The 25409-nt window shown below is 53.6% G+C and carries 21 protein-coding genes; 13 read left to right on the top strand and 8 right to left on the bottom strand.

Going from position 1 to position 25409, the window contains the following annotated elements:
* Positions 1–16: 16 nt before the first annotated feature.
* Together FDX03_RS07905 and opgB are read left to right on the top strand one after the other, a co-directional pair.
* A complete protein-coding gene (locus FDX03_RS07905) occupies positions 17–508 on the top strand; it encodes a DUF2501 domain-containing protein (protein ID WP_048212789.1) in 492 nt (163 codons plus the stop codon).
* Between the two features lie 240 nt (positions 509–748).
* Positions 749–3040, top strand: coding sequence for a phosphatidylglycerol--membrane-oligosaccharide glycerophosphotransferase (gene opgB / locus FDX03_RS07900; RefSeq protein WP_137345757.1), 2292 nt, complete (start codon positions 749–751; stop codon positions 3038–3040).
* A 43-nt stretch (positions 3041–3083) separates the two neighbouring features.
* Here the strand turns inward: opgB and FDX03_RS07895 are convergent, their stop codons facing one another.
* Together FDX03_RS07895 and FDX03_RS07890 are read right to left on the bottom strand one after the other, a co-directional pair.
* Positions 3084–4529 carry a tagaturonate reductase gene (locus tag FDX03_RS07895; protein ID WP_137345756.1) on the bottom strand — a complete coding sequence of 482 codons (1446 nt, stop codon included), beginning with the start codon at positions 4527–4529 and terminating at the stop codon, positions 3084–3086.
* Between the two features lie 13 nt (positions 4530–4542).
* A complete protein-coding gene (locus FDX03_RS07890) occupies positions 4543–5565 on the bottom strand; it encodes a zinc-binding alcohol dehydrogenase family protein (protein ID WP_048212792.1) in 1023 nt (340 codons plus the stop codon).
* A 137-nt stretch (positions 5566–5702) separates the two neighbouring features.
* On the opposite strand from FDX03_RS07890, the gene FDX03_RS07885 reads away from it, so the two are divergent.
* From FDX03_RS07885 to FDX03_RS07875, 3 genes are all read left to right on the top strand, one after another.
* Positions 5703–6617 carry a GntR family transcriptional regulator gene (locus FDX03_RS07885; RefSeq protein WP_003019148.1) on the top strand — a complete coding sequence of 305 codons (915 nt, stop codon included), beginning with the start codon at positions 5703–5705 and terminating at the stop codon, positions 6615–6617.
* A 213-nt stretch (positions 6618–6830) separates the two neighbouring features.
* Positions 6831–8192: an MFS transporter gene (locus FDX03_RS07880; protein WP_137345755.1), complete on the top strand. Its 1362-nt coding sequence runs from the start codon at positions 6831–6833 to the stop codon at positions 8190–8192.
* 52 nt (positions 8193–8244) lie between these two features.
* Entirely contained in the window at positions 8245–8760 is a 516-nt protein-coding gene (locus tag FDX03_RS07875; RefSeq protein WP_137345754.1) for a GNAT family N-acetyltransferase, read from the top strand.
* Positions 8761–8845: 85 nt separating this feature from the next.
* Here the strand turns inward: FDX03_RS07875 and tsr are convergent, their stop codons facing one another.
* A complete protein-coding gene (gene tsr, locus FDX03_RS07870) occupies positions 8846–10507 on the bottom strand; it encodes a methyl-accepting chemotaxis protein (protein WP_048212794.1) in 1662 nt (553 codons plus the stop codon).
* A gap of 355 nt (positions 10508–10862) precedes the next feature.
* On the opposite strand from tsr, the gene btsT reads away from it, so the two are divergent.
* The 3 genes from btsT to yjiA all read left to right on the top strand — a co-directional run bounded on the left by btsT (position 10863) and on the right by yjiA (position 14379).
* Positions 10863–13013 carry a pyruvate/proton symporter BtsT gene (gene btsT / locus FDX03_RS07865; protein WP_115601038.1) on the top strand — a complete coding sequence of 717 codons (2151 nt, stop codon included), beginning with the start codon at positions 10863–10865 and terminating at the stop codon, positions 13011–13013.
* A gap of 202 nt (positions 13014–13215) precedes the next feature.
* Complete coding sequence (locus tag FDX03_RS07860; protein ID WP_003830038.1) at positions 13216–13410, top strand: YbdD/YjiX family protein; 195 nt, start codon at positions 13216–13218, stop codon at positions 13408–13410.
* Between the two features lie 12 nt (positions 13411–13422).
* Entirely contained in the window at positions 13423–14379 is a 957-nt protein-coding gene (gene yjiA / locus FDX03_RS07855; RefSeq protein WP_101743000.1) for a GTPase, read from the top strand.
* Positions 14380–14442: 63 nt separating this feature from the next.
* On the opposite strand, the gene FDX03_RS07850 is transcribed toward yjiA, so the two are convergent.
* Positions 14443–14745: a BrnA antitoxin family protein gene (locus FDX03_RS07850; RefSeq protein ID WP_121585443.1), complete on the bottom strand. Its 303-nt coding sequence runs from the start codon at positions 14743–14745 to the stop codon at positions 14443–14445.
* Positions 14732–15019, bottom strand: coding sequence for a BrnT family toxin (locus tag FDX03_RS07845; RefSeq protein WP_137345753.1), 288 nt, complete (start codon positions 15017–15019; stop codon positions 14732–14734). The genes FDX03_RS07850 and FDX03_RS07845 overlap by 14 nt, the downstream gene beginning before the upstream one ends.
* Positions 15020–15263: 244 nt before the next feature.
* On the opposite strand from FDX03_RS07845, the gene FDX03_RS07840 reads away from it, so the two are divergent.
* The 5 genes from FDX03_RS07840 (at position 15264) to symE (ending at position 22829) form a co-directional block, all read left to right on the top strand.
* Positions 15264–16430: a restriction endonuclease gene (locus FDX03_RS07840; RefSeq protein ID WP_137345752.1), complete on the top strand. Its 1167-nt coding sequence runs from the start codon at positions 15264–15266 to the stop codon at positions 16428–16430.
* A gap of 95 nt (positions 16431–16525) precedes the next feature.
* Positions 16526–18955: an EcoAI/FtnUII family type I restriction enzme subunit R gene (locus FDX03_RS07835; RefSeq protein WP_137345751.1), complete on the top strand. Its 2430-nt coding sequence runs from the start codon at positions 16526–16528 to the stop codon at positions 18953–18955.
* 74 nt (positions 18956–19029) lie between these two features.
* Positions 19030–20499 (top strand): type I restriction-modification system subunit M, encoded by a 1470-nt coding sequence (locus FDX03_RS07830; protein ID WP_137345750.1) that lies wholly within the window; start codon positions 19030–19032, stop codon positions 20497–20499.
* Positions 20499–22268 carry a restriction endonuclease subunit S gene (locus tag FDX03_RS07825; protein ID WP_137345749.1) on the top strand — a complete coding sequence of 590 codons (1770 nt, stop codon included), beginning with the start codon at positions 20499–20501 and terminating at the stop codon, positions 22266–22268. Before FDX03_RS07830 ends, FDX03_RS07825 begins: the two co-directional genes overlap by 1 nt.
* A gap of 216 nt (positions 22269–22484) precedes the next feature.
* The gene (gene symE, locus FDX03_RS07820; RefSeq protein WP_137345748.1) at positions 22485–22829 is read left to right on the top strand and encodes an endoribonuclease SymE; all 345 of its coding nucleotides are present in this window, start codon (positions 22485–22487) and stop codon (positions 22827–22829) included.
* 97 nt (positions 22830–22926) lie between these two features.
* Here the strand turns inward: symE and FDX03_RS07815 are convergent, their stop codons facing one another.
* The 3 genes from FDX03_RS07815 to FDX03_RS07805 all read right to left on the bottom strand — a co-directional run.
* Complete coding sequence (locus FDX03_RS07815; RefSeq protein ID WP_137345747.1) at positions 22927–23991, bottom strand: DUF2955 domain-containing protein; 1065 nt, start codon at positions 23989–23991, stop codon at positions 22927–22929.
* Entirely contained in the window at positions 23981–25048 is a 1068-nt protein-coding gene (locus FDX03_RS07810) for an HlyD family secretion protein (protein WP_137345746.1), read from the bottom strand. Before FDX03_RS07810 ends, FDX03_RS07815 begins: the two co-directional genes overlap by 11 nt.
* Before the next feature lie 6 nt (positions 25049–25054).
* Positions 25055–25409: MarR family transcriptional regulator (locus FDX03_RS07805; RefSeq protein WP_249357015.1), on the bottom strand; the 355-nt coding region annotated here is incomplete at its 5' end.

Genomic DNA, 25409 nt, shown 5'->3' with positions numbered 1-25409 from the left:
ACACGAGTTGCATATAATGATGAAAACTACCAAACGTCTGCTGTGCTGTGCGCTTGCCGCCGGCACGCTCATCTCCACCAGCGTTTTTGCCGCCTCCTGGCAGGATTCGCTCTCCAGCGCGGCCAGTGAGCTGAGCAAACAAAGCTCCGGCTCACAAAGCAGCTCATCGCTCTCTTCCCTGACCAGCCTGCTGAATGGCAGCAATCAGTCGTTGACCTCCAGCAGCATGAATAACGCCGCCGGGATCCTGGAATATTGCGCGAAACAGAAGCTGGCCTCGGTCACCGACACGCAAAACGTCAAAAACCAGGTGCTGGATAAACTGGGCCTCAGCGCGCCTGAACAGAAACAAGATACCAACTATATGGACGGTATTCAGGGTCTGCTCAACGCCAAAGATGGTCAACAGTTGGACCTGAACACCATCGGTAACAGCTCCCTGGCGCAGAAAGTTAAAACCAAGGCCTGCGATCTGGTGTTAAAACAGGGGATGAACTTCATTTCCTGATGCAACAAATGCCGCGCCCGGCCATTTCACCACCGGCGCGGCAGCAATCAATCCCACGAAGATATTTACCTACCAAATGCGGAGTGATTGCCCGCAAAAACCCGCATATCTAAACCAATTCTGAATAACAACGTAATTAAATGTCACTACAATTGCAGCAATATAACAACGCTATTACATTGTACTGTCCAGAAATGATTAGCCTGCCAGGCGTGTGCCGGGTTTACTGAGGATCGACCGTTGTCAGAATTCATCTCCATCACTTTGTTTCTCGCTTCAGTGCTGATTTACGCCTGGAAAGCGGGTCGCAACACCTGGTGGTTTGCCGCCACGTTAACGGTGCTGGGGATCTTTATTGTCTTAAACATCACGCTGTATGCCAGTGACTATTTCACGGGTGACGGCATCAACGATGCGGTCCTGTACACCCTGACCAACAGCCTGACCGGCGCGGGGATTGGAAAATATATCCTGCCGGGCGTTGGGATAGCCCTGGCGCTGACCACCGTTTTTGTCACGCTGGGTTGGATACTGCGTCGCCGTCGCCATCATCCGCATCATGTGGGTTACAGTCTGCTGGCCCTGCTGCTGGCGCTGGCTTCTGTTGATGCCAGCCCGGCGTTCCACCAGATAACTGAACTGGTTAAATCCCAGTCACGCGATGGCGATCCCGATTTTGCGGCCTATTACAAAGAGCCATCAAAAACGATCCCCAATCCGAAGCTGAACCTGGTTTATATCTACGGCGAAAGTCTGGAGCGCACCTATTTTAACAACGACGCATTCCCGGATCTGACCTCGGAACTCGGCGCGTTAAAAAATGAAGGTCTGGATTTCAGCAATACCATGCAGCTTCCGGGTACCGATTACACCATCGCCGGGATGGTCGCCTCCCAGTGCGGTATTCCGCTGTTTGCACCATTTGAAGGCAACGCCTCGGCGTCGGTCTCAAGTTTCTTCCCTAACAATATCTGTCTGGGCGATATCCTGAAAAACTCCGGCTATCAGAACTACTTTGTGCAGGGTGCCAACCTGCGCTTTGCCGGCAAAGACGTGTTCCTGAAATCTCACGGCTTTGACCATCTGTACGGTGCACAAGAGTTAAAAAGCGTGGTGTCGGACCCGGCCTATCGTAACGACTGGGGCTTCTACGACGATACCGTGCTGGACGAAGCATGGAAAAAATTCGAAGAGCTTTCGCGCTCGGGCCAGCGTTTTTCACTGTTTACCCTGACCGTGGATACCCATCATCCGGATGGATTTATCTCACGTAGCTGCAACCGTAAACGTTATGACATCGACGGGAAGGCCAACCAGTCGTTCAGCGCGGTCAGCTGCAGCCAGGAAAATATCGCCGAATTTATCAATAAAATCAAAGCATCACCGTGGTTCAAAGACACCGTGATCGTGGTATCTTCCGATCATCTGGCGATGAACAACACCGCATGGAAGTACCTGAACAAGCAGGATCGCAACAACCTGTTCTTCGTGCTGCGCGGCGACCAGCCACAGCAGGATACGCTGGCGGTGAAGCGTAACACCATGGATAACGGCGCAACGGTACTGGATATTCTCGGCGGCGATAACTTTATCGGCCTTGGACGCAGCAGCCTGTCTAGCGAATCCGTATCGGAAGTGTTCCTGAACATCAAAGAGAAAATGCTGGCGTGGAAGCCCAATATCATCCGTTTGTGGAATTTCCCGAAAGAGATGAAAGCATTCACCATCGATCGGGACAAAGAGATGATCTCTTTCTCAGGGAGCCATTTCCGTCTGCCGCTGCTGCTCCGGGTCTCGGATCAACGCGTCGAACCGCTGCCGGAAAGTGAGTACTCAGCCCCGCTGCGCTTCCAGCTGGCGGATTTCGCCCCACGCGATAACTTCGTCTGGATAGACCGCTGTTACAAAATGGCGCAACTGTGGGCACCAGAACTGGCACTCTCTACCGACTGGTGCGTATCACAGGGGCAACTGGGCGGGCAGCAGATCGTGCAGCATGTCGATAAAGCCAACTGGAAAGGGAAGACGACATTTAAAGACACGGTGATCGACATCGAACGCTATAAAGGTAACGTCGATACGCTAAAAATTGTCGATAACGATATTCGCTACAAAGCTGACAGCTTCATTTTCAACGTAGCGGGCGCGCCGGAAGAGGTGAAACAGTTTAGCGGAATTTCACGCCCTGAGTCCTGGGGACGCTGGTCTAACGCCCAGTTGAGTGAAGAAGTCAAAATCGAATACAAAACTCCGCTACCGAAGAAATTCGATCTGGTTATCACCGCGAAAGCTTTTGGTGACAACGCGAATCGCCCTATTCCCGTACGCGTCGGCGGCCAGGAACAAACGCTGGTATTAAGCCAGGAGGTCAGCACGACCACCTTGCATTTTGATAATCCGACGGACGCCAATACGCTGGTGATTGTCCCGCCCGATCCGGTCGCCACTAACGAGGGCAACATTCTCGGCCACTCGCCGCGTAAGCTGGGGATCGGGATGGTTGAAATCAAAGTAGTGGCTGCTCAGGGATAAAAAAAACAGCGCCCAACACCACACCGGGCGCTGCATGGCAACCTTATTCCAGACCGTTCACCGCCTGGCGCATACCCTGCACCAGAATCATCTCCAGGTTAGCCGTCACCTGTCCGGCAAGCCCTGGCTGCAACGTTAAATCTTCACCCCAGTGCGCCGTATCGCCGAGCACGGTATCCACCAGTTCACGCAGCGTTAAATCATTACCTACTCGCGGCCACAGGCTGGCATACAGGCTTACCCACTGTTCATCATCCTGGATCGGATAGCGTTCCCCGTCGCGCTCTGCACGATAAAATGCCAGCAGCGCAGCGAGGGCAAACGTTAACCGCACGGGCCAGCGCCCATTTTGCTCACCCACCAGCAGTTGCGGCAAAATTCGGGTACGAAATTTAGTCATCCCGTTAAGCGCAATGGAAAGCAACTGGTGACGGATGTAAGGGTTCTGAAAACGCCCGCTTACCGCGTCGGCAAATTCATGCAGTTCATCCGCCGGGAGATCCAATGCCGGTATGATTTCCTCGCTAATCGCCTGTTCGACAAAGCGGCGGACATCGGCATCCTGCATCGCCTCACCGACGGTCTCCAGTCCGCACAGCCACGCCACCGGCACCAGCGCCGTATGCGCCCCATTGAGAATAGCGACCTTACGCTCTTTGTACGGTTTGATATCGCTCACCACACGGATATTCAGCGGACACTGCGCCAGCTTCAGCTCCTCTGCCAGCCACTGCGGCCCCTGAATAACAAACAGATAAAAATGCTCCGCGGTATCGAGAAACGCATCGTGATAACCAAGCGTAGCTTCCAGCGCGGCAGCTTCTTCACGCGGGTAGCCGGTGACAATACGGTCGACCAGCGTGGAACAGAACGTGTTTGCCGTCTCCACCCAGTCGGCAAACGCCGGGGGAAGCTGCCATTCCTGCGCATACTGCAGCACCAGCGTTTTGAGCGCCTCACCGTTATAGTCGATAAGCTCGCACGGGATAATCACCCAGCCCTTATCCGCTGCCCCGGCAAAGTGATTAAAGCGTTCGAGCAGCAGGCGTGTCAGTTTGGCTGGGAAGCTCACCGGCGGCGCATCATCCACACTGTCTGCCGCGTGATAGCTTATTCCGGCTTCGGTGGTATTCGAAAACACAAAGCGGATATCCGCATTGTGCGCCAGCGCCAGATACGCCGCGAAGTCCTGATAGGGATTGATTTCGTTATTTACCGAGCGGATCAGCCGCGCCTCGCTTACCGCCTCACCCTGCTCGTTTAGCCCGCGAATCAGTGTGGTATACAGCCCGTCCTGGGTATTCAGCGACGGCGGAAAATCGGTATTAATTGGCCGAACGATGGTCACGCCCGCGTTCAGACTGGTATGCTCGTTGAGGATATCCAGTTGCCAGTCGACAAACGCCCGCAGAAAGTTACCTTCTCCAAACTGGATCACGCGCGTTGGGTAGCTGGCTCCCGGAAAATCACGTCGATTTAATGTCTTCATCCTGTTTTCCCTCTCAGAACGTGATCACGCCTTTAATCAGTTCACGGTTGTTGATCACATCCCGCTCGTAAATTTCTGCCAGTGTGGCAAATGCGTAACGGTGCGTAAGCATCATGTCGGCGGTCAATTTGCCTTCCGACATCAGGCGGCCCACTTTGGCGAAATCTTCCGGTGTGGCGTTGCGACTGCCCATCATGGTGGTCTCTTTCTTGTGGAACTCAGGGTCTGAGAACTGCAAATCGCCTTTAAACAACCCAACAAAAACGATGCTGCCGCCATGGCGAATCAAATTCACCGTGTTATTCATCGCATGCTGATTCCCCGTGGCATCAATCACCTTTTGCGCCAGCGAACCGCCAAACTGGTTTCGCAGCTGCGTATCAAAATCGTCAGCGGATGGGTCGATAACCGGAAGTCCCAACCGGGAAACCACATGCTCCCGGCGCGCGGGACTGGTATCGGCAACCACCACCTGTGCGCCATCGGCTTTGGCAATCGCTGCAGCCCCCAGGCCAATCGGACCGGCGCCAACCACAAGCACCTGCTCACCTGGTGCCACCGCCGCCCGGCGTACCGCATGCGCGCTGATGGCATAAGGCTCAATCAGCGCCGCCGCCTGTGGGTCAATCCCCTGCGCATCCAGCAGATTGGTCACCGGAACAGAAAGATATTCACTGAAACCGCCATCCTGATGGACGCCAATCACCGAAATCTTCTCGCAGCAGTTGGTACGCCCGCTCAGGCATGCCGGACACTGCTGGCAGGCCACGTAAGGAATAACCGCCACCTGCTGTCCATTTTTCATATTCTGGATATTTTTTCCCAGCCCGACAATTTCCCCACATATTTCATGACCTAACACTCGTGGGTAACTGAAAAAAGGTTGATTGCCGCCCCAGGCATGAATATCGGTACCACAAATTCCTACCGACTTAATTTTAATGAGTGCTTCACCCTCACCCGGAATAGGTATTTCGCGCTCTTTCCAGACTAATTTTTTAGGTTCCTGGCAAATCAACGTATTCATCGTAGACATGATTCTGCTCTCCTTTTTTTCTGTTGCCTCAGATATCAACGAAAATAAAAAAGCCGGAGAAAGCAGAAACACAATCTGTGAATTCCAGCGCATAAAAATGTTTTAAATCGGGTTTTAATAGCCAAAAAGGAGAAGCCATGAGCCGTTCACAAAACTTACGCCACAACGTGATTAACCAGATAATCGATGATATGGCGCGGGGTCATATCCCTTCCCCACTTCCTTCGCAAAGCGCGCTGGCGGAGATGTACAACATCAGCCGCACCACCGTGCGCCATATGCTGAGCCACTTAGGCGAGTGCGGGGTGCTGACCCAGGTCGGTAGCCACTATGTCATCGTGCGTAAACCTGACCATGACGACGGTTTTGCCTGCACCACCGCCTCCATGACCGAGCAAAACCGGATTTTTGAGCAGGCGTTTTTCACCATGATCAACCAGCGCCAGCTGCGCGCGGGCGAGAGTTTCTCCGAACTGCAGCTTGCCAGAGCCGCGGGGGTAAGCCCGGTAGTGGTACGGGAATATCTTTTAAAATTCGAACGTTACAACCTGATAAAAAACGAAAAACGCGGTCAGTGGAGCATGAAGCAGTTCGATCAGGCCTACGCCGAGCAGCTGTTTGAACTGCGAGAAATGCTGGAAACCCATTCCCTGCAGCATTTTCTCAATCTGCCCGACGATGACCCACGCTGGCTGCAGGCAAAAACGCTACTCGAGCGCCACCGGATCCTGCGCGACAGCATCGGCAGCAGCTTTCGTATGTTCTCGCAGTTAGACCGCGAGTTTCATGCTTTACTGCTCTCTGCTGCCGATAATATATTTTTCAATCAATCACTTGAAATCATCTCCGTGATTTTCCACTTCCACTATCAATGGGACGAAAGCGACCTTAAGCAGCGCAACATCATTGCCATCGATGAGCATATGACCATCCTCAGCGCGCTGATTTGCCGCAGCGACCTGGATGCCACTCTGGCGCTGTGTAACCATTTGAATTCAGCCAAACAATCGATGATTCGCTCCATCAACCAAAGTCATAGCGCAGCACATTAAGTACCGATAAAAAACAGCAAACTATTACCGGGAGCACGATTTTATAAAAATAAAAACGCCGGAAAAATACCTCTTGCCTATGCTCACGCTAAGTCGACTGCATTAAAAAATTTTGTGAGCGGTGATGAGTAAATTGTTTCATCACTGGTATTTTTTCAATACTGCACAGCCCGGCTGTGTGAATAATAAATTATTGAGGTTCAGGAGTCCGGCGTGGAAAAAAATAATATTACCCTCGACCCGAGTTCTTCGTTTGGCACGTCGTCATCTGCGGATATTAATGTTCCGCCTGAAGGCATGGTGCAACGCAGTAGCCGAATAAAACGTATTCAGACCACGGCAATGATTTTATTATTTCTTGCTGCGGTAATTAATTATCTCGACCGCAGTTCTCTGTCGGTCGCTAACTTAACGATTCGTGAAGAACTGGGGCTGAGCGCCACGCAAATCGGCGTGCTGCTGTCGGTTTTTTCTCTCGCTTACGGTATTGCCCAGCTCCCCTGCGGCCCGCTGCTGGATCGCAAAGGTCCGCGCATTATGCTTGGGCTGGGGATGTTCTTCTGGTCGCTGTTTCAGGCGATGTCCGGCATGGTACACAGCTTCACTCAGTTTGTGCTGGTGCGTATCGGGATGGGGATCGGCGAAGCGCCAATGAACCCGTGCGGCGTAAAGGTCATCAACGACTGGTTTAACATCAAAGAGCGCGGCCGCCCGATGGGATTATTCAACGCCGCCTCCACCATCGGGGTTGCCATTAGCCCGCCGATTCTGGCTGCCATGATGCTGGTAATGGGCTGGCGCTGGATGTTTATTACCATCGGCGTGCTGGGCATTTTCCTCGCCATCGGCTGGTACATGCTGTATCGCAACCGCGAGCAAATTGAGCTGAGCGCCACCGAACAGGCGTACCTGAACGCCGGTAGCGTCAATGCCCGTCGCGATCCCCTGAGCTTTGCCGAATGGCGCAGCCTGTTTCGCAATCGCACGATGTGGGGCATGATGCTGGGCTTTAGCGGCATCAACTACACCGCATGGTTATATCTGGCCTGGCTGCCAGGCTACCTGCAAGCCTCCTATAACCTGGATTTAAAAAGCACCGGATTAATGGCGGCGATCCCGTTCCTGTTTGGCGCAGCCGGCATGTTGATCAACGGTTTTGTCACCGACTGGCTGGTGAAAGGCGGTATGGCGCCGATTAAGAGCCGTAAGATTTGTATTATTGCCGGGATGTTCTGTTCTGCGGCCTTCACCTTCGTTGTGCCGCAGGCCACAACGTCAATGGCCGCCGTGTTACTGATCGGCATGGCGCTGTTCTGCATCCACTTCGCCGGAACGTCCTGTTGGGGTCTGATCCATGTTGCGGTGGCTTCACGCATGACCGCCTCCGTGGGAAGCATCCAGAACTTCGCCAGCTTCATCTGCGCGTCATTCGCCCCGATCGTCACCGGATTTATTGTTGATACCACCAACTCTTTCCGTCTGGCGCTGATCATCTGCGGCTGCGTCACCATGGTGGGCGCTCTCGCCTACATCTTCCTGGTGCGCCAGCCCATCAGCGATCCGCGTAAAGATTAATCCTCACAATGCCCGATAACACCGCGCTTATCGGGCATGTTATGCTCGACAAATGAACATCATCTTACGCGCCACCACGCTGGCAGACACTGCCGCGCTTCCCGCCATCGAACGATCGGCGGGGCAACGTTTTTTACAGATCCCGGAACTGGCGTGGATTGCTGACGACCAGATTATATCAGTTGCTCAGCATCAGGCATTTGCCGCCGCTGGCTTGAGCTGGCTGGCGCAGGCCGATGAGCATCCGGTCGGCTTTTTAGTCGCCGAAACGCAGGATTCATCGCTGTTTATTGCGGAACTGTCGCTGCATCAGGCGTGGCAGGGAAAAGGCATTGGCCGCAGATTGCTTGACTATGTTGCCGAACAGGCGCGCGCAAAAGGTTATACGTCGCTTACGCTGACCACCTTCCGCGATGTGCCGTGGAATGCGCCATTGTACGCGCGACTGGGTTTTGAACTGCTGGCTGACGAGACACTTCCTGCAAAGTTGCGCCAGAAAAGAGAAGAGGAAGCGGCGCATGGCCTGGCATATGAATCGCGCTGCGCCATGCGCCTGATGTTGCGCTAATTGCCCGATGGCGGCTACGCCTTATCGGGTCGACATAACTTTCCCGTAGGCCGGATAAGCGATAGCGCCATCCGGCATCACAGTCTTAGAACGTTTCCCAGTTATCCCCGGCATCCGCTACCGCGGCTTTACGCGGCTGGACCGTGGAAACCGGCTTTGCAGCGGCAACGTCACGCGCGCGCTGCTGGTCATGCTGAATACGGAACACCGCAACGGCCTGAGTCAAACGGCTGGCCTGTTCTTCCAGCGCTGCTGCTGCTGCTGCGGATTCTTCCACCAGCGAGGCGTTCTGCTGCGTCACGCGATCCATCTCGGCGACGGCCAGACCGACCTGGTCGATCCCGCGGCTCTGCTCGTCAGAAGCGGAGGCGATTTCACCCATGATATCGGTCACGCGGGTTACCGCATTGACGATCTCATCCATGGTTTCACCGGCGCTTTCAACCAGCGTTGAACCGACATCCACGCGGCTGACCGAGTCTTCAATCAGGCTCTTGATCTCGCGCGCGGCCTGCGCACTACGCTGGGCCAGGTTACGTACTTCACCCGCAACCACCGCAAATCCACGGCCCTGCTCGCCCGCACGTGCGGCTTCTACAGCGGCGTTGAGTGCCAAAATGTTGGTCTGGAAGGCAATGCCGTCGATGACGCTAATAATGTCGGCGATTTTCTGCGAACTGGAAGCGATATCACGCATAGTTTGCACTACGTTATCCACCACTTTTCCGCCTTTCTGCGCCGTTTCTGAGGCACTCAGCGCAAGATGGCTGGCCTGACGGGCGTTTTCGGCGTTCTGCTTCACGGTCGCCGTCAGCTGTTCCATACTGGCCGCGGTTTCTTCCAGAGAAGCCGCCTGTTGCTCAGTGCGTGAAGAGAGATCGTTGTTACCCATGGCAATCTCGCTGGCACCGCTATAGATAGCGTTAGCACCATTACGCACATCACCCACGGTGTTCATCAGTTCACCCTGCATATGACGCAGGCTTTCTGCCAATTGCCCAATCTCGTTGGAGCCTTCTACATCAATGCGCTTTACCAGATCGCCGCTGGCGATATGGCGAATGCTGTCAATCAGACGGTTCATCGGAGAGATAAGAGAAAGTTTGATACCGAACCAGACCGCAACAATCGCCGCCAGCACGGTAATCAGCACGCACGCCAGTACCCACATCGCCTGGCTGTAAGAGCTGTTGTTATCTTCAACCGCAATGTCATACAGGCGGTCATTCTGCTGCATGTAATTGACATACTGCTTCTCAAAACCATCCTGATAGCTTTGCGTCGGTTGATCAAAGAATGCGTTGATCTTCCCTTCACCCAACAGTTGGATCAGCTCCGCCAGCGCACCATGATAGATGTCATAGGTGCGGTTGATCTCCTGGAAAGCGGCTTCACTTTGACGCGGGTCACGCGGGAGAGATTCATAAACCGCCCAGTTTTTTTCCGTCAGTTTCAGCGCTGTGCTCGCTACCTGCATCAGCTCAGCAACGGTCGCACCGCTGCCGATATTGTTCTGATCCATCATGTAGCGAATACCCGCCCGGTTAAGGGTGTTTCGCGTTTGCAGCAGTTCAACCCAGGTGGCATTCAGCGCAGACTGCTGCTGGCGAATGGTTTGCAGAACGGTAAAGTTCTCTTTGTCATTCTTCAGTGAGTTAAAGAACAACCCGCCCGAGGCCAGTTGTAAAACGCCAAATAGCGCCAATACCAGCAGTAAGCTGGTAACAATCTTCATTCGTTTTAACATGTTTTCTCTTTCCGCTAGACAGATGTCAGAATTTTCGGCCTGGAAAGGGAAAACTTTATGGAATTCGTGCTAACTGAATCGATCTCAGCATCGACGATTCGTCGATCCCCGCAGTCAGCCCAGGATCTAAAGGCGTTTATCAGTGATCTCAATCACATAATTATCCCCACTCACCGGCACCAGGAACCGCTCACTGACACTTGGGACCGCTTAAGCTGACATACAACCACTCACTTATTTACCTTACTTTACGCGCGTAACTCTCTGGCAAGATCCTCCCAACATAGCAGTCAACTTATCTCCTCAAACACACAATCAACCCCCCAGCGGCCTCGGCCAATTATTAGGTTTTACTATGGATACGAAAAAGATATTCAAGCACATACCCTGGGTCATTCTCGGAATCATCGGTGCATTCTGCCTCTCGGTAGTGGCATTACGTCGGGGTGAACACATCAGCGCCCTGTGGATCGTGGTCGCCTCTGTCTCCGTTTATCTGGTGGCCTATCGTTACTACAGTCTCTACATCGCCCAAAAGGTGATGAAACTTGACCCGACGCGCGCCACGCCGGCGGTCATCAACAATGATGGTCTGAACTACGTTCCAACCAACCGTAACGTATTGTTTGGTCACCACTTTGCCGCTATCGCCGGTGCGGGTCCGCTGGTTGGGCCGGTACTGGCCGCGCAGATGGGCTACCTGCCCGGTACGCTGTGGCTGCTGGCTGGCGTAGTGTTGGCCGGTGCGGTGCAGGACTTCATGGTGCTGTTTATCTCTTCTCGCCGTAACGGCGCCTCTCTGGGTGAGATGATCAAAGAAGAGATGGGCCCGGTGCCGGGAACCATTGCGTTGTTTGGCTGCTTCTTAATCATGATCATCATCCTCGCAGTACTGGCACTGATCGTGGTGAAAGCACTGGCTGAAAGCCCGTGGGGTGTGTTCACCGTCTGCTCAACCGTACCTATCGCGCTGTTCATGGGGATCTACATGCGATTCCTGCGCCCAGGACGCGTGGGCGAAGTGTCGGTGATTGGTATTGTGTTGCTGGTTGCCTCCATCTACTTCGGCGGCGTGATTGCGCACGACCCGTACTGGGGCCCGGCGCTGACCTTTAAAGACACCACCATTACCTTTACCCTGATCGGTTACGCGTTTATCTCTGCGCTGCTGCCGGTATGGCTGATCCTCGCCCCGCGCGACTATCTGGCGACCTTCCTGAAAATCGGCGTTATCGTCGGTCTGGCGGTGGGGATTGTTATCCTCAACCCGGAACTGAAAATGCCAGCAATGACTCAGTATGTTGATGGTACTGGCCCACTGTGGAAAGGCGCACTGTTCCCGTTCCTGTTCATCACCATCGCGTGTGGTGCGGTATCTGGCTTCCACGCGCTGATCGCTTCCGGTACCACACCGAAGCTGCTGGCTTGTGAAACCGACGCGCGTTTCATTGGTTACGGCGCGATGCTGATGGAATCCTTCGTGGCGATTATGGCGCTGGTTGCTGCGTCCATCATCGAACCGGGTCTGTACTTCGCAATGAACACCCCGCCTGCGGGCCTTGGCATCACCATGCCGAACCTGCATGAAATGGGTGGCGAGAACGCGCCGCTGATTATGGCGCAGCTGAAAGATGTCACCGCACACGCGGCGGCAACCGTCAGTTCCTGGGGCTTTGTGATTTCGCCTGAGCAGATCCTGCAAACCGCGAAAGACATCGGTGAGCCGTCCGTTCTGAACCGCGCAGGTGGCGCACCGACGCTGGCTGTGGGTATCGCCCACGTGTTCCACAAAGTGCTGCCGATGGCTGACATGGGCTTCTGGTACCACTTCGGTATCCTGTTCGAAGCACTGTTCATCCTGACCGCACTGGATGCAGGTACCCGTTCTGGCCGCTTTATGCTGCAGGATTTACTGGGTAACTTCGTCCCATTCCTGAAGAAAACCGACTCCCTGGTTGCTGGCGTCGTGGGTACTGCGGGCTGCGTAGGCCTGTGGGGTTACCTGCTGTATCAAGGCGTGGTTGACCCGCTGGGCGGCGTTAAGAGCCTGTGGCCGCTGTTCGGTATCTCTAACCAGATGCTGGCTGCCGTGGCGCTGGTTCTCGGCACCGTGGTGCTGGTTAAAATGCAGCGCACCAAATACATCTGGGTTACCGTGGTTCCGGCAGTATGGCTGCTGATCTGCACCACCTGGGCACTGGGTCTGAAACTGTTCAGCACCAACCCGCAGATGGAAGGCTTCTTCTTTATGGCGAATCAGTACAAAGAGAAGATTGCTAACGGCGGCGAACTGACCGCACAGCAGATTGCCAATATGAACCATATTGTCATCAACAACTACACCAACGCAGGCCTGAGTATTCTGTTCCTGGTGGTAGTGTACAGCATCATTTTCTACGGGTTCCGTACCTGGCAGAAAGCCCGCACCATCAACGGTCGCTCTGATAAAGAAACACCGTATGTACCGGTGCCAGAAGGCGGCGTGAAAACCTCTTCACATCACTAACCTGAAGCCGGGTGGCGCGCCGCGCTCCCGGCCTACATCACTTAGTACCGCAGGCGTAATTGGCGCAGTCAGTTTGGCCGCGGACAGCGCGCAGCAACCGGAGCGTACACGCTGTACGTGAGGATTGCGAGCACTGCCCGCGGTCAAAATGGCAAGTGAAATAGCCTGCATCTACGAGCTCAACATATATCCGGGGCGTTTTATGTTTGGTACTTTAGGTCAGGCAAAAAAGTATCTCGGTCAGGCGGCAAAGATGCTGATTGGCATTCCGGACTACGACAACTACGTCGAGCACATGAAGACCAACCATCCCGATAAGCCGTACATGACCTACGAAGAATTCTTCCGCGAGCGCCAGGAAGCCCGCTACGGTAGCGGCGGAAGCAGTTGCTGTTAGAAGGAGAAGTGAATGACCCCGATTGCAGTTACCCTACTCACCGGTTTTCTTGGCGCGGGTAAAACCACCCTGCTGCGCCATATTCTTAACGAGCAGCACGGTTACAAGATTGCCGTTATCGAAAACGAATTCGGCGAAGTCTCGGTGGACGATCAGCTGATTGGCGATCGCGCAACACAGATCAAAACCCTGACCAACGGCTGCATCTGCTGCACCCGTTCGAGCGAACTGGAAGACGCGCTGCTCGATCTGCTCGACAACCTCGACAAAGGCGCGATCAATTTCGACCGTCTGGTGATTGAGTGCACTGGCATGGCCGATCCTGGCCCGATTATTCAGACCTTTTTCTCCCACGAAGTCATTTGCGAACGCTACCTGCTGGACGGCGTAATTGCTCTGGTTGATGCGGTACATGCCGACGAACAGATGAACCAGTTCACCATCGCTCAGTCGCAGGTGGGCTACGCCGATCGCATCCTGCTGACCAAAACCGACGTAGCAGGTGAAAGCGAAAAACTGCGTGAACGCCTGGCCCGCATCAATGCCCGCGCCCCGGTGTATACCGTCACGCATGGCGATATCGACCTATCCCTGCTGTTCGACACCAACGGTTTCATGCTGGAAGAGAACGTGGTCAGCGCCAAACCGCGCTTCCACTTTATCGCCGACAAGCAAAACGATATCTCCTCGATCGTCGTCGAGCTGGATTACCCGGTCAACATCAGCGACGTGTCCCGAGTGATGGAAAACCTGCTGCTGGAATCCGCCGAGAAGCTGCTGCGCTACAAAGGCATGCTATGGATTGAAGGCGAGCCAAACCGCCTGCTGTTCCAGGGCGTCCAGCGCCTGTATAGCGCCGACTGGGACCGCCCGTGGGGCGACGAACAACCGTACAGCCAACTGGTGTTTATCGGCATCAATCTGCCGGAAGACGAGATCAGAGCAGCGTTTGCGGGATTGAAGAAGTAGATGTTTTGTATGCCGGATAAGGCGCAGCCGCCATCCGGCACTCACTGCCCCAGTATATTCTGACTATTTCTTATTTTGCTCGCGCAGCATCGCTTCGCGCAAAATGGCGTTGAGCCGCGTCTGGTAACCCTTTCCTGGGCGTTTCAACCATTCCATCACGTCAGCATCAATGCGCACGGATGCCTGCGTTTTCAACGGACGGAAAAACTTACCGCGATTAGCCTCTGACCACTGCTCATCTTCTGTCGCAGGAATGTCGCTGTAATCAATTTCATCATCCGATTTATTCGCCAGCGCTTTCAGTTCAGCCTCATGCTGAGGACTCAGCGTGGATACGCTGCCGCGTTTATGCTTAACCATGTTCATAACGACTCCTCTCTTTACGGTCTGCCTTTCTGGCGCTGATGATACGAATGACTTCAAAGCCACTTTCGAACTGAACACTGTGGGCAACCAGAATAACCACAATGCCATGAACAAGACCGATGGTCTGCCAGCGATACTCGCCATTCTCATATCGATCCTGCCGCGACAGATGTTGGGGATCGTCAAATACCAGCACTGCATCTTCAAACCGGACACCGTGTTTCCTCAGGTTACTTTTTGCCTTGTTTGCATCCCATTCAAACTCCATTGGCATGTGCTTTCCTTAATTGTATATACAAAAATGTATCTACAATTATCTTTTCATTATAGTGAAATTGTTGGAAATAGCTTCACATTTTGCACATTCGACAGAAGGGAAAAGTGAGCGGGAGAGTGTGCCGGATAAAGCGAAGCCGCCATCCGGCACTCGCAGTTTTCATTCCGATAAGTGATTCATGCTATGGAATTTTTCATCTGGTATGGCAAGCTATTGCCATTGCACTCGTTAAGGGACCAACGTGAAAAATTACAAAGTGATTACCCCGCTTTTTCCGACCTACGCCCAGGTAAAAGCGATGATAAAAGCCGTTTCAGGCTATTCCCTGAAAGCAGTGCGCGATATGATTACCGCCATTCACGAGCAAACAGGAACACCACAACAACCCGTTGACTGGTCAGAACCGGATCTGTGGATCAGCGAGCGCTTGTCAGGTGAAGATGCCGAAATCGCCCGCCGCATCTGGGATACCGATAACCATATTCTGAACCCACGCCACAGCTACGGCTGCTATTTATTCCTTAACTATCCTCAGTTTGACCTGATGAAAAGCACGCCAGAAGATGCCTGGCAACCCACCCCTCGTGGGCAACAATTTCTGCAAGATGACGAAAAGACATTGCGTTCGTTAGACGATCAGGAAGGCATCCTGCAGCTTCTGGAGCTACTGGCAGGCCGGGAAATGTCGCGTCGCGCGGATTTACTTCCCGAATGGCAGGCCTTTTTGCACCAGCACTCCAAATTCGCATCTGCCAGTTCAGTAAAAAGCACACTCTACTCTCGCCTCAATAACCTGATCGACCGCGAAATGGTGAACCGCGAAGGCATGAGCTATCGCATCACCGATGCCGGACGCGGCTGGCTTGGCAAAGCGCTACCAGCCCGAAAAAGCGATCCGCGTAAAGAGCTTTTGGACGCCGTGAAGCGCTACAACGAGCAGCAAAAAGAGCTGCTGCGCGAGCAAATCAGCACCATGAATCCGTACAAGTTTGAGCATCTGGTCGGGCAATTGCTGGAAGCGATGGGGTACGAACAGGTTGAAGTGACCAAAGCCTCCGGCGATAAAGGTGTGGACGTGATTGGTCAGGTGCAAGTTGGCATCACCACCATTACTGAAGTGGTGCAGGTAAAGCGGATGCAGAACACCATCACTCGCCCATACATCGATCAGCTGCGCGGCGCGCTTCCCTATCACAAGGCGATTCGCGGCACGCTGATCACTACCGGCAAGTTTGCCGCCAAATGCGCGGAAGCAGCGCTGTTTCCGGGGGCTGCCCCTATCACGCTGATTGACGGCGACCGCCTGCTGGAAATGTTGATTGAAAATAACGTTGGGATTCGACGCAGCAATGCGGTCGAGCTGCTGGATGTGGATTTGCAGCTGTTTGATGAGCTGGAGATTGAGTAACGTGCATAACGCAGTAGCAAAGCCATTTCTGTTCATGGCTTGCATAACAATATTGTGTAAAATCAGAGCAATCCCATTATCGGTAGAGAACGGACATGGCTGACCTGAACCTGAGTACCCTGACGGAAGCAGACATCATCACCAAATGCGTTATGCCCGCCATCCTTGATGCTGGCTGGAACGACACAACGCAAATCAGACAAGAGGTCAAACTCCGGGACGGTAAGGTCATCGTGCGCGGCAAAGTCGCGGCGCGCAGAACGGTGAAATCCGCCGATATCGTGCTGTATTACAAGCCGGGCATTCCGCTGGCGGTCATTGAAGCCAAAGCCAATAAGCATGAAATCGGCAAAGGAATGCAACAGGGCATAGAGTACGCACGTCTGCTGGACGTTCCTTTCGTCTTTGCTACCAACGGCGATGGCTTTATCTTCCGCGATGCCACGGTTGCTGACGGCGAACTAATGGAAAAGCCGATTACCCTCGGCGAATTCCCTTCTCCCTCGGAACTGTGGCAAAAATTGTGCTTATCAAAAGGCTACACCGAAGCTCAACTTCCGGTGATTACTCAGGACTACTACGACGACGGCAGCGGCAAAGCACCGCGTTATTACCAGCTACAGGCCATCAACAAAACCATTGAAGCCGTCTCCGCCGGGCAGAACCGCGTTCTGCTGGTGATGGCGACCGGAACGGGGAAAACTTACACCGCCTTCCAGATTATCTGGCGCTTATGGAAAGCGAAAAGTAAGAAGCGGATCCTGTTCCTCGCCGATCGCAATATTCTGGTCGATCAGACCAAAAATAACGACTTCCTGCCGTTTGGCACGGCGATGACCAAAGTCACCGGGCGCACCATCGACCCGGCATTTGAAATCCACCTCGCGTTGTACCAGGCCATCACCGGCCCGGAAGAAGATCAAAAAGCCTTTAAACAGGTAGCGCCGGATTTCTTTGACCTGATTGTGATTGACGAATGCCATCGCGGCAGCGCTTCCGAAGACAGCGCCTGGCGCGAAATCCTCGACTATTTCAGCGCCGCCACGCAGATTGGCTTAACCGCCACGCCGAAGGAGACCCATGAAGTCTCCAGCACCGATTACTTCGGCGACCCGGTATATATCTACTCGCTCAAAGAAGGTATAGAAGACGGCTTCCTTGCCCCCTATAAAGTGGTGCGCGTCGATATTGACGTCGATCTCCAGGGCTGGCGCCCCACCAAAGGCCAGACGGATAAAAACGGCGAGCTGATCGACGACCGCATCTACAACCAGAAAGATTTTGACCGCACGATGGTGATTGATGAGCGCACCGAACTGGTGGCGAAAACCATCACCGATTACCTCAAGCGCACCAACCCGATGGATAAAACCATCATCTTCTGCAACGACATCGATCACGCGGAGCGGATGCGCCGCGCGCTGGTCAATCTCAACCCGGAACAGGTCAAGAAGAACGACAAGTACGTGATGAAAATCACCGGCGATGACGACATCGGCAAAGCCCAACTGGATAACTTTATTAACCCTAAAAAGGCCTATCCGGTTATCGCCACTACCTCCGAACTGATGACCACCGGCGTCGACGCCAAAACCTGCAAACTGGTGGTGCTGGACCAAAACATTCAGTCGATGACCAAATTCAAGCAGATCATCGGCCGCGGCACCCGTATCGATGAACGCTACGGCAAGCTATGGTTCACCATCCTCGATTTCAAAAAGGCCACCGAGCTGTTCGCCGACGAACGCTTCGACGGCATCCCGGAAAAGGTGATGGACACCACGCCGCAAGATATCGCCGACCCGGAGTCTGATTTTGAAGAGCAGTTCGACGAGCACGACGAAGAGGTTGAAGACGTTGTTACCGGTGCCGATGAAGATCCCGCGCCGTATACCGTTACCGGTACAGACGATGTCGGCCCGCTGCCGGAAGACGACGAGAACAAAGTGCGCAAGTTCCACGTCAACGGCGTGGCCGTCGGCGTGATCGCCCAGCGCGTGCAGTATTACGACGCCGACGGCAAGCTGGTCACCGAATCCTTCAAAGACTACACCCGCAAAACGCTGCTCAAAGAGTACGCCTCGCTGGATGATTTCACCCGCAAATGGCAGGACGCTGAGCGCAAAGAGGCCATCATCAAGGAACTGGAGCAGCAGGGGATTATCTGGGAAGTGCTGGCGGAAGAGGTCGGTAAAGAGCTCGACCCGTTCGACATGCTGTGCCACGTGGTGTATGGTCAGCCGCCGTTAACCCGCAAAGAGCGGGCGGAGAACGTGCGTAAGCGCAACTACTTCACCAAATACTCCGACGCCGCGCAGGCGGTGCTGAATACGCTGCTGGATAAATACGCCGATGCGGGCGTGCAGGAGATAGAGAGTATTCAGGTGCTGAAGCTCAAGCCGTTCGACAGCATGGGTACGCTGCCGGAGATCATTAAAAGCGGATTCGGCGACCGTAACGGGTATAATCAGGCCATCAGCGAGCTGGAGAGCGAAATCTACCACTTACCGCCCCGCTCCGCGTAACCACTCCCCTTTTGCGCCTTCTGCTGCCACCGCGTAGCAGAAGGCCTTATTGTTAATGAAACATGGAACACATCATGTCAATCAGCTCAGTTATCAAATCATTACAGGACATTATGCGCAAAGACGCCGGCGTGGACGGCGATGCGCAGCGCCTCGGCCAGCTCTCCTGGTTGCTGTTTCTGAAAATCTTTGACGCCCAGGAAGAGGCGCTGGAACTGGAGCAGGATAACTATCAGTATCCGATCCCGCAGCGCTACCTGTGGCGCACCTGGGCGGCGAACGCCGAGGGCATTACCGGTGATTCCCTGCTGGAGTTCGTCAACGACGATCTGTTCCCGGCGCTGAAAAACCTCACCGCGCCTATCGATAAGAACCCGCGCGGCTTTGTGGTCAGGCAGGCGTTCAGCGATGCCTATAACTACATGAAAAACGGCACCCTGCTGCGTCAGGTGATCAACAAGCTCAACGAAATCGACTTCACCAGTTCCAGCGAGCGCCACCTGTTCGGCGACATCTACGAACAGATCCTCAAAGATCTGCAATCGGCGGGCAATGCCGGTGAGTTTTATACCCCACGCGCCGTCACCCGCTTTATGGTCGATCGCGTCGATCCGAAGCTCGGCGAGTCGATTATGGACCCGGCCTGCGGCACTGGCGGCTTCCTCGCCTGCGCGTTCGATCACGTGAAAAATAAGTACGTGAAGAGCGTGACCGATCACCAGACGCTGCAACAGCAGATCCACGGCGTGGAGAAAAAGCAGCTCCCGCACCTGCTGGCGACCACCAATATGCTGCTGCACGGCATTGAAGTGCCGGTGCAAATTCGTCACGACAACACCCTCAACAAGCCGCTGTCATCGTGGGATGAACAGCTCGATGTGATCGTCACCAACCCACCGTTCGGCGGCACCGAAGAAGACGGCATCGAGAAGAACTTCCCGGCGGAGATGCAAACCCGCGAAACGGCGGACCTGTTCCTGCAACTGATTATTGAAGTGCTGGCGAAAAACGGCCGCGCGGCGGTGGTGCTGCCGGACGGCACGCTGTTTGGCGAAGGCGTCAAAACCAAGATCAAAAAGCTGCTCACCGAGGAGTGCAACCTCCACACCATCGTGCGTCTGCCGAACGGCGTGTTTAACCCGTACACCGGGATCAAAACCAACCTGCTGTTCTTTACCAAAGGCCAGCCGACCAAAGAGATCTGGTTCTACGAGCACCCGTACCCGGCGGGCGTGAAGAACTACAGTAAAACCAAGCCGATGAAGTTTGAAGAATTCCAGGCCGAGATCGACTGGTGGGGCAACGAGGCCGACGGCTTCGCCAGCCGCGTCGAGAACGAGCAGGCGTGGAAGGTCAGCATCGACGAGGTGATTGCCCGCAACTTTAACCTCGATATCAAGAACCCGCACCAGGCGGAAGCCGTCAGCCACGATCCGGATGAATTGCTCACACAGTACGCGAAACAGCAGGAAGCCATCCAGACCCTGCGCCACCAGCTGCGCGATATTCTCGGCGCAGCGCTCTCCGGTAAGGAGGCCAACTGATGACGGTAGAAAAACTGATTGTTGACCATATCGACACCTGGACCACGGCGCTGCAAACCCGCTCCACGGCCGGGCGCGGCAGCTCGGGTAAGATTGACCTGTACGGCATTAAGAAGCTGCGCGAGCTGATTCTGGAGCTGGCGGTGCGCGGCAAGCTGGTGCCGCAGGACTCGAACGACGAACCGGCGTCGGTGCTGCTGGAGCGTATTGCGGCGGAAAAGGCCGAGCTGGTGAAGCAGGGGAAAATTAAGAAGCCCAAGCCGCTACCGGAGATTAGCGAGGAAGAGAAACCGTTTGAGCTGCCGGCGGGGTGGGAGTGGGTTGCATTACAAGAAATATGTTCATTAGAAAATGGTGACAGAAGTAAAAACTATCCGAATAAGTCAACACTAGTAGAGACAGGAATACCATTTGTCAACGCAGGTCATCTTGAAAATGGAAATATACGACAAGAAGACATGACATTCATTACACCAGAACATTTTAGCATTCTCCGTTCAGGAAAATTCCTCAATGGTGATATTTTATTTTGTCTTAGAGGTTCTCTAGGTAAATCAGCAATTGTACAAAACCTATCAGGAGCAATTGCTTCATCACTAGTAATCGTTCGTGTTTTTAAGCCTACATTTAATAAATATATTCATTTATATTTCGATGCGCCATTATCTTATGATTTTATAAATAAATATGATAATGGGACAGCCCAACCTAATCTGGCAGCTACAGATTTAGCTCGTTTTTTAGTTCCATTACCACCACTAGATGAGCAATCTCGCATTGTTAATAAAATTACGGAGCTAATGTCCCTCTGTGACCAGTTGGAACAGCACTCCCTGACCAGTCTGGACGCCCACCAACAGTTGGTTGAAACCCTGCTAACCACGCTAACCAACAGCCAGAACGCCGATGAACTGGCTGAAAACTGGGCGCGTATCAGCGAGCATTTCGACACGTTGTTTACCACCGAAGTCAGCATTGACGCCTTAAAACAAACCATTCTACAACTGGCGGTGATGGGCAAACTGGTGCCGCAGGATTCAAACGACGAACCGGCCTCCGACCTGCTCAAACGTATTGCGCAGGAAAAAGCACAGTTGGTAAAAGACGGGAAAATTAAAAAGCAAAAACCGTTGCCGCCGATTAGTGATGAGGAAAAGCCGTTTGAACTGCCGAGTGGGTGGGAATGGTGTCGCCTGGGTTCTATTTTTAATTTTCTAAATGGATATGCCTTTAAAAGTGAGTGGTTTAGCCCCGCAGGATTACGTTTATTACGGAATGCAAACATTGCTCACGGAGTGACCAATTGGAAGGATGTAGTGTATATACCAAATGAAATGAGAGATGATTTCGAAAATTATGTTTTATCAGAGAACGATATTGTCATTTCATTAGACCGCCCAATTATTAATACTGGGTTAAAATATGCCATCATCAGAAAATCAGATTTGCCATGCTTGCTTCTCCAACGAGTAGCAAAATTTAAAAATTATGCCAACACGGTGTCTAACACCTTCTTAACAACATGGTTGAAATCTTACTTTTTCATAAATTCAATTGATCCTGGAAGAAGTAATGGTGTTCCACATATATCTACGAAGCAGTTAGAGATGACACTATTTCCTCTTCTATCTCAAAGTGAACAAGATCGTATTATTTCAAAAGCAAATGAATTAATAAGCATCTGTGAAAAACTAAAATATCATATTCAAACTACCCAACAAACCCAGCTCCACCTGGCCGACGCCCTCACCGACGCCGCCATAAATTAACCCGCCCTTCATAAACCAATAAAGCGGCTAAATAGCCGCTTTATTTCCATCACCAGAAATAATCTATCCCCGCATCCACGCCGTTATTTTCATTCATTTTCAGCTGGACTTTCCTTCTATTCCCTGATGATATATACAGGTATTTTTCGCAAGACGCCCGTGCTGGAACACGAGCGCCTCGCTAATCACAATCACTATTCTCGGAGAATAGCCATCATGACTACCCCGCATTCTATTGCAGAATTCACCGATCCAGAAGTCTCCCCGACAAATAATCGTCTGGGTACCGTCACTTATGCGAGTCGTTATCCGGATTACACGCATGTTCCGGCAATTATTATGAAAGGCCAGTGGCTGGAAGCCGCCGGTTTCGCCACCGGCTGCAAATTCGATGTCAGAGTGATGCCAGGCTGTATTGTGCTAACGACAAAACTGCCGGAGCCGGAAGAACCGGCGTTATTGCAGTCGCTGCGCCGGGTGTGCAAGCTGTCCGCGCGTAAGCAACAGCAGGTGCAGGAGTTTATCGACGTGATTTCGGCGAAGTCGCTCAGGCAGAAATAACCGCCCTGATGCCCGGTGGCGCGATGCTTACCGGGCCTGGAAATTCTGCTTCCCGTAGGCCGGATAAGGCGCAGCCGCCATCCGGCATTCCAGCCACTCACTCGGTGATCACAAATCGTGTCGCCGCAAAGCAGTTCAATATCCGGTGCACCAGAAATACCAGGGTGAGCGTGGCCAGCAGCGCGACGGTAACGGAGGTGATGCGGTAGAGATCGCTGAATACCAGGTCCTGATCCGGATGCAGGTTCTGCCCGAACATAATGCCGATGGTGGTGATACTGGCAAAACCCACGCCCGCACCGACTTTTTCCATCACGTGCAGGCGGGCGCTGAACGCCAGTCCAAGGCCAATCAGCGGCATCATCAGCAGCATATGGTTGCTGAAATCATAAATAAGCAGCTGCACCAGCAGAATGTACAGACAAGCCAGTACCACGCCGACCACGCGCCAGAGAGAGCTCAACACCGCGCCGCGATAATGCATCGGAAACAGGATCAAAATGCCCGCCATCAGCGCCGACAGCGAATCGCTCAAGTCACAGATCTGGAAAACCACAAATATCATTGTCGCCACCGAACCGGAAAGCAGCGACTCGTGGCGAACCCGGGCGTCATCTTTCTCAATGCGCGGCGGCGGCTGGCGGGGCTCCACGTCCGGGATCAGATAATGCAGCAACGCGCTCAGCGCCACCGCCATGACGCAGGCTTCCATATTGGAGAACATCAGCGTATGCCAGTTGGTGGTGGGATAGCTCATAAAGTTGAGCATCGTGCTCTGGCACACCACGCCCATTGAGCCGAACAGAAACAGCGGTCCTTTGCTCATCAAACGAAAACGCACCACGTACAGGCCAAATACCACCAGCGTCATAATCAGCGGCCATTGTGAGAGATAGCCGACAATCAGCACCATTTCGACGCAGTTTACCGCCGCGCTGAACACAAACTGTTTGGCCACATGGCGGTTGAACACCGGTACCAGCGACAGCAGCATCAGCGGATAAACCACAAAGAACACGCCGTACTGCACGTTATAAAAGGTCGAGATACTCAGCGCGATTGTCCCGGCAACCGAGATACGCAGGGTCTGGCGAAAATCATTGGCGGTGTAGACAATATTCCCGTGCGGCGTAAAGACGTGAGCCAGGGTGTTAATAGACATAATGCAGCCAGCTAACGAGATGGATCTGCGCTCCGGCAAAGGTGCGGGCGAACATCCCCTCGCTGTTGTACAGCTGTACCGTGGCGCGTGCCCCGGTCGGCAACGGCGTGTCGACCGGTTCGTTCAGCGCGACGTGAATACGCATACGCTGAGCGTCGCGCACCCAGCGGGTAGATTGTTCCGGTTGCGACAGCTGGCCGTTAACCTGCTCCTGACCCGCCAGAATACCGGCATCGCTGCTGGTAACGCGAGCAGAGAAAACCTTGCCCGGCATGGCGTCGAACACCACGGCGGCATCGGTATCCACTTTAGTGTGGCGCAGGCTTTTCTCGCGAAAGTCGGCCACAATATCAGTCTGGTGGCTGACCAGCGCCAGCAATGGCGTGGCGGCAGTGGCGTAAAGCCCGGGGCTAAGCTGGAGGTTGCTCACCGTACCGTCGGTCTGTGCATAGACTCTGCTCCAGCCGAGGTTCAGTTGCGCCTCGTCCAGCGCGTTACGGTATTTTTGCAGCGTCACGTTACGCTTGTCATCGCGCTCTCCGCGCTGGATCAGCAGGTTCTGAATACTGGCATTGAGCGCTGACACCGACTGCTCGCTGGTTTGCCAGGCGGTGCGCACCTTGTCGAGATCGGCTTGCGACACGTTCTGCATGGCACTCAGGCGCTGATAGCGGTCAAGGGTGGTCTTATCGTTCCGGGCGTTGAATTGCGCGGTGCGCAGGTTGGCACGCGCAGAGGCGATCTGCGCATCCAACTGTTGGTTGCTCAACTTTGCCTGCTCAAGAGCAATTTGCGCGGCCTCAACCTTATTGATAAACGGCGTCGGATCCAGTTCGTACAGCAAGTCGCCCTTTTTCACCTGGCTATTGTTATGTACATGCACCTGCGAGACGTAGCCGGATACACGTGAGGAAACAGGCGTTACCACACGCATCACCGTGGAGTCCGGTGTCAGCGGGATCCAGATATCGGCAACGATAAACCAGGCGAATATAACCAGGAAAGCGGCAATACTCACCCTTACCCAACGGGCAAATTTTTGTTCTGGGGTCATCATAGTTTTTTAGTGTTGATTGTCTTCTTCGCGGATTGTCCGCAAATTGCAGGCGAGTTGATTTAAGGTCGAGCTGAAGGCGGCAAGCTCCGCTTCGGGGATGGTACACGTGACGCGATGTTGGTAGTTCTCAATCACCCGGTTTAGTTCTTCCAGCCTTGCGCGGCCTTGCTCGGTCAGCGTGAGCAGGCGAATGCGTTTGTCATAAGGCGATGTGGAACGCAGCAGATAGCCGTGCTTTTCCAGCTGTGAGAGGGTGCGCATCAGCGGCGGCAGTTCAATACCCTGCACCTCTGCCAGTTCACTGACCGAGACGTTGTCTCCCAGTTGATACAGCTGCATCAGTACCGTCCAGCTTGACTGC

This window comes from Citrobacter sp. wls827 (genome assembly GCF_005280875.1).
GTDB classification, from domain to species: domain Bacteria; phylum Pseudomonadota; class Gammaproteobacteria; order Enterobacterales; family Enterobacteriaceae; genus Citrobacter; species Citrobacter youngae.
Note: the sequence above shows the minus strand (reverse complement) of the source record. Positions and strands in the feature narration are given on the sequence as shown.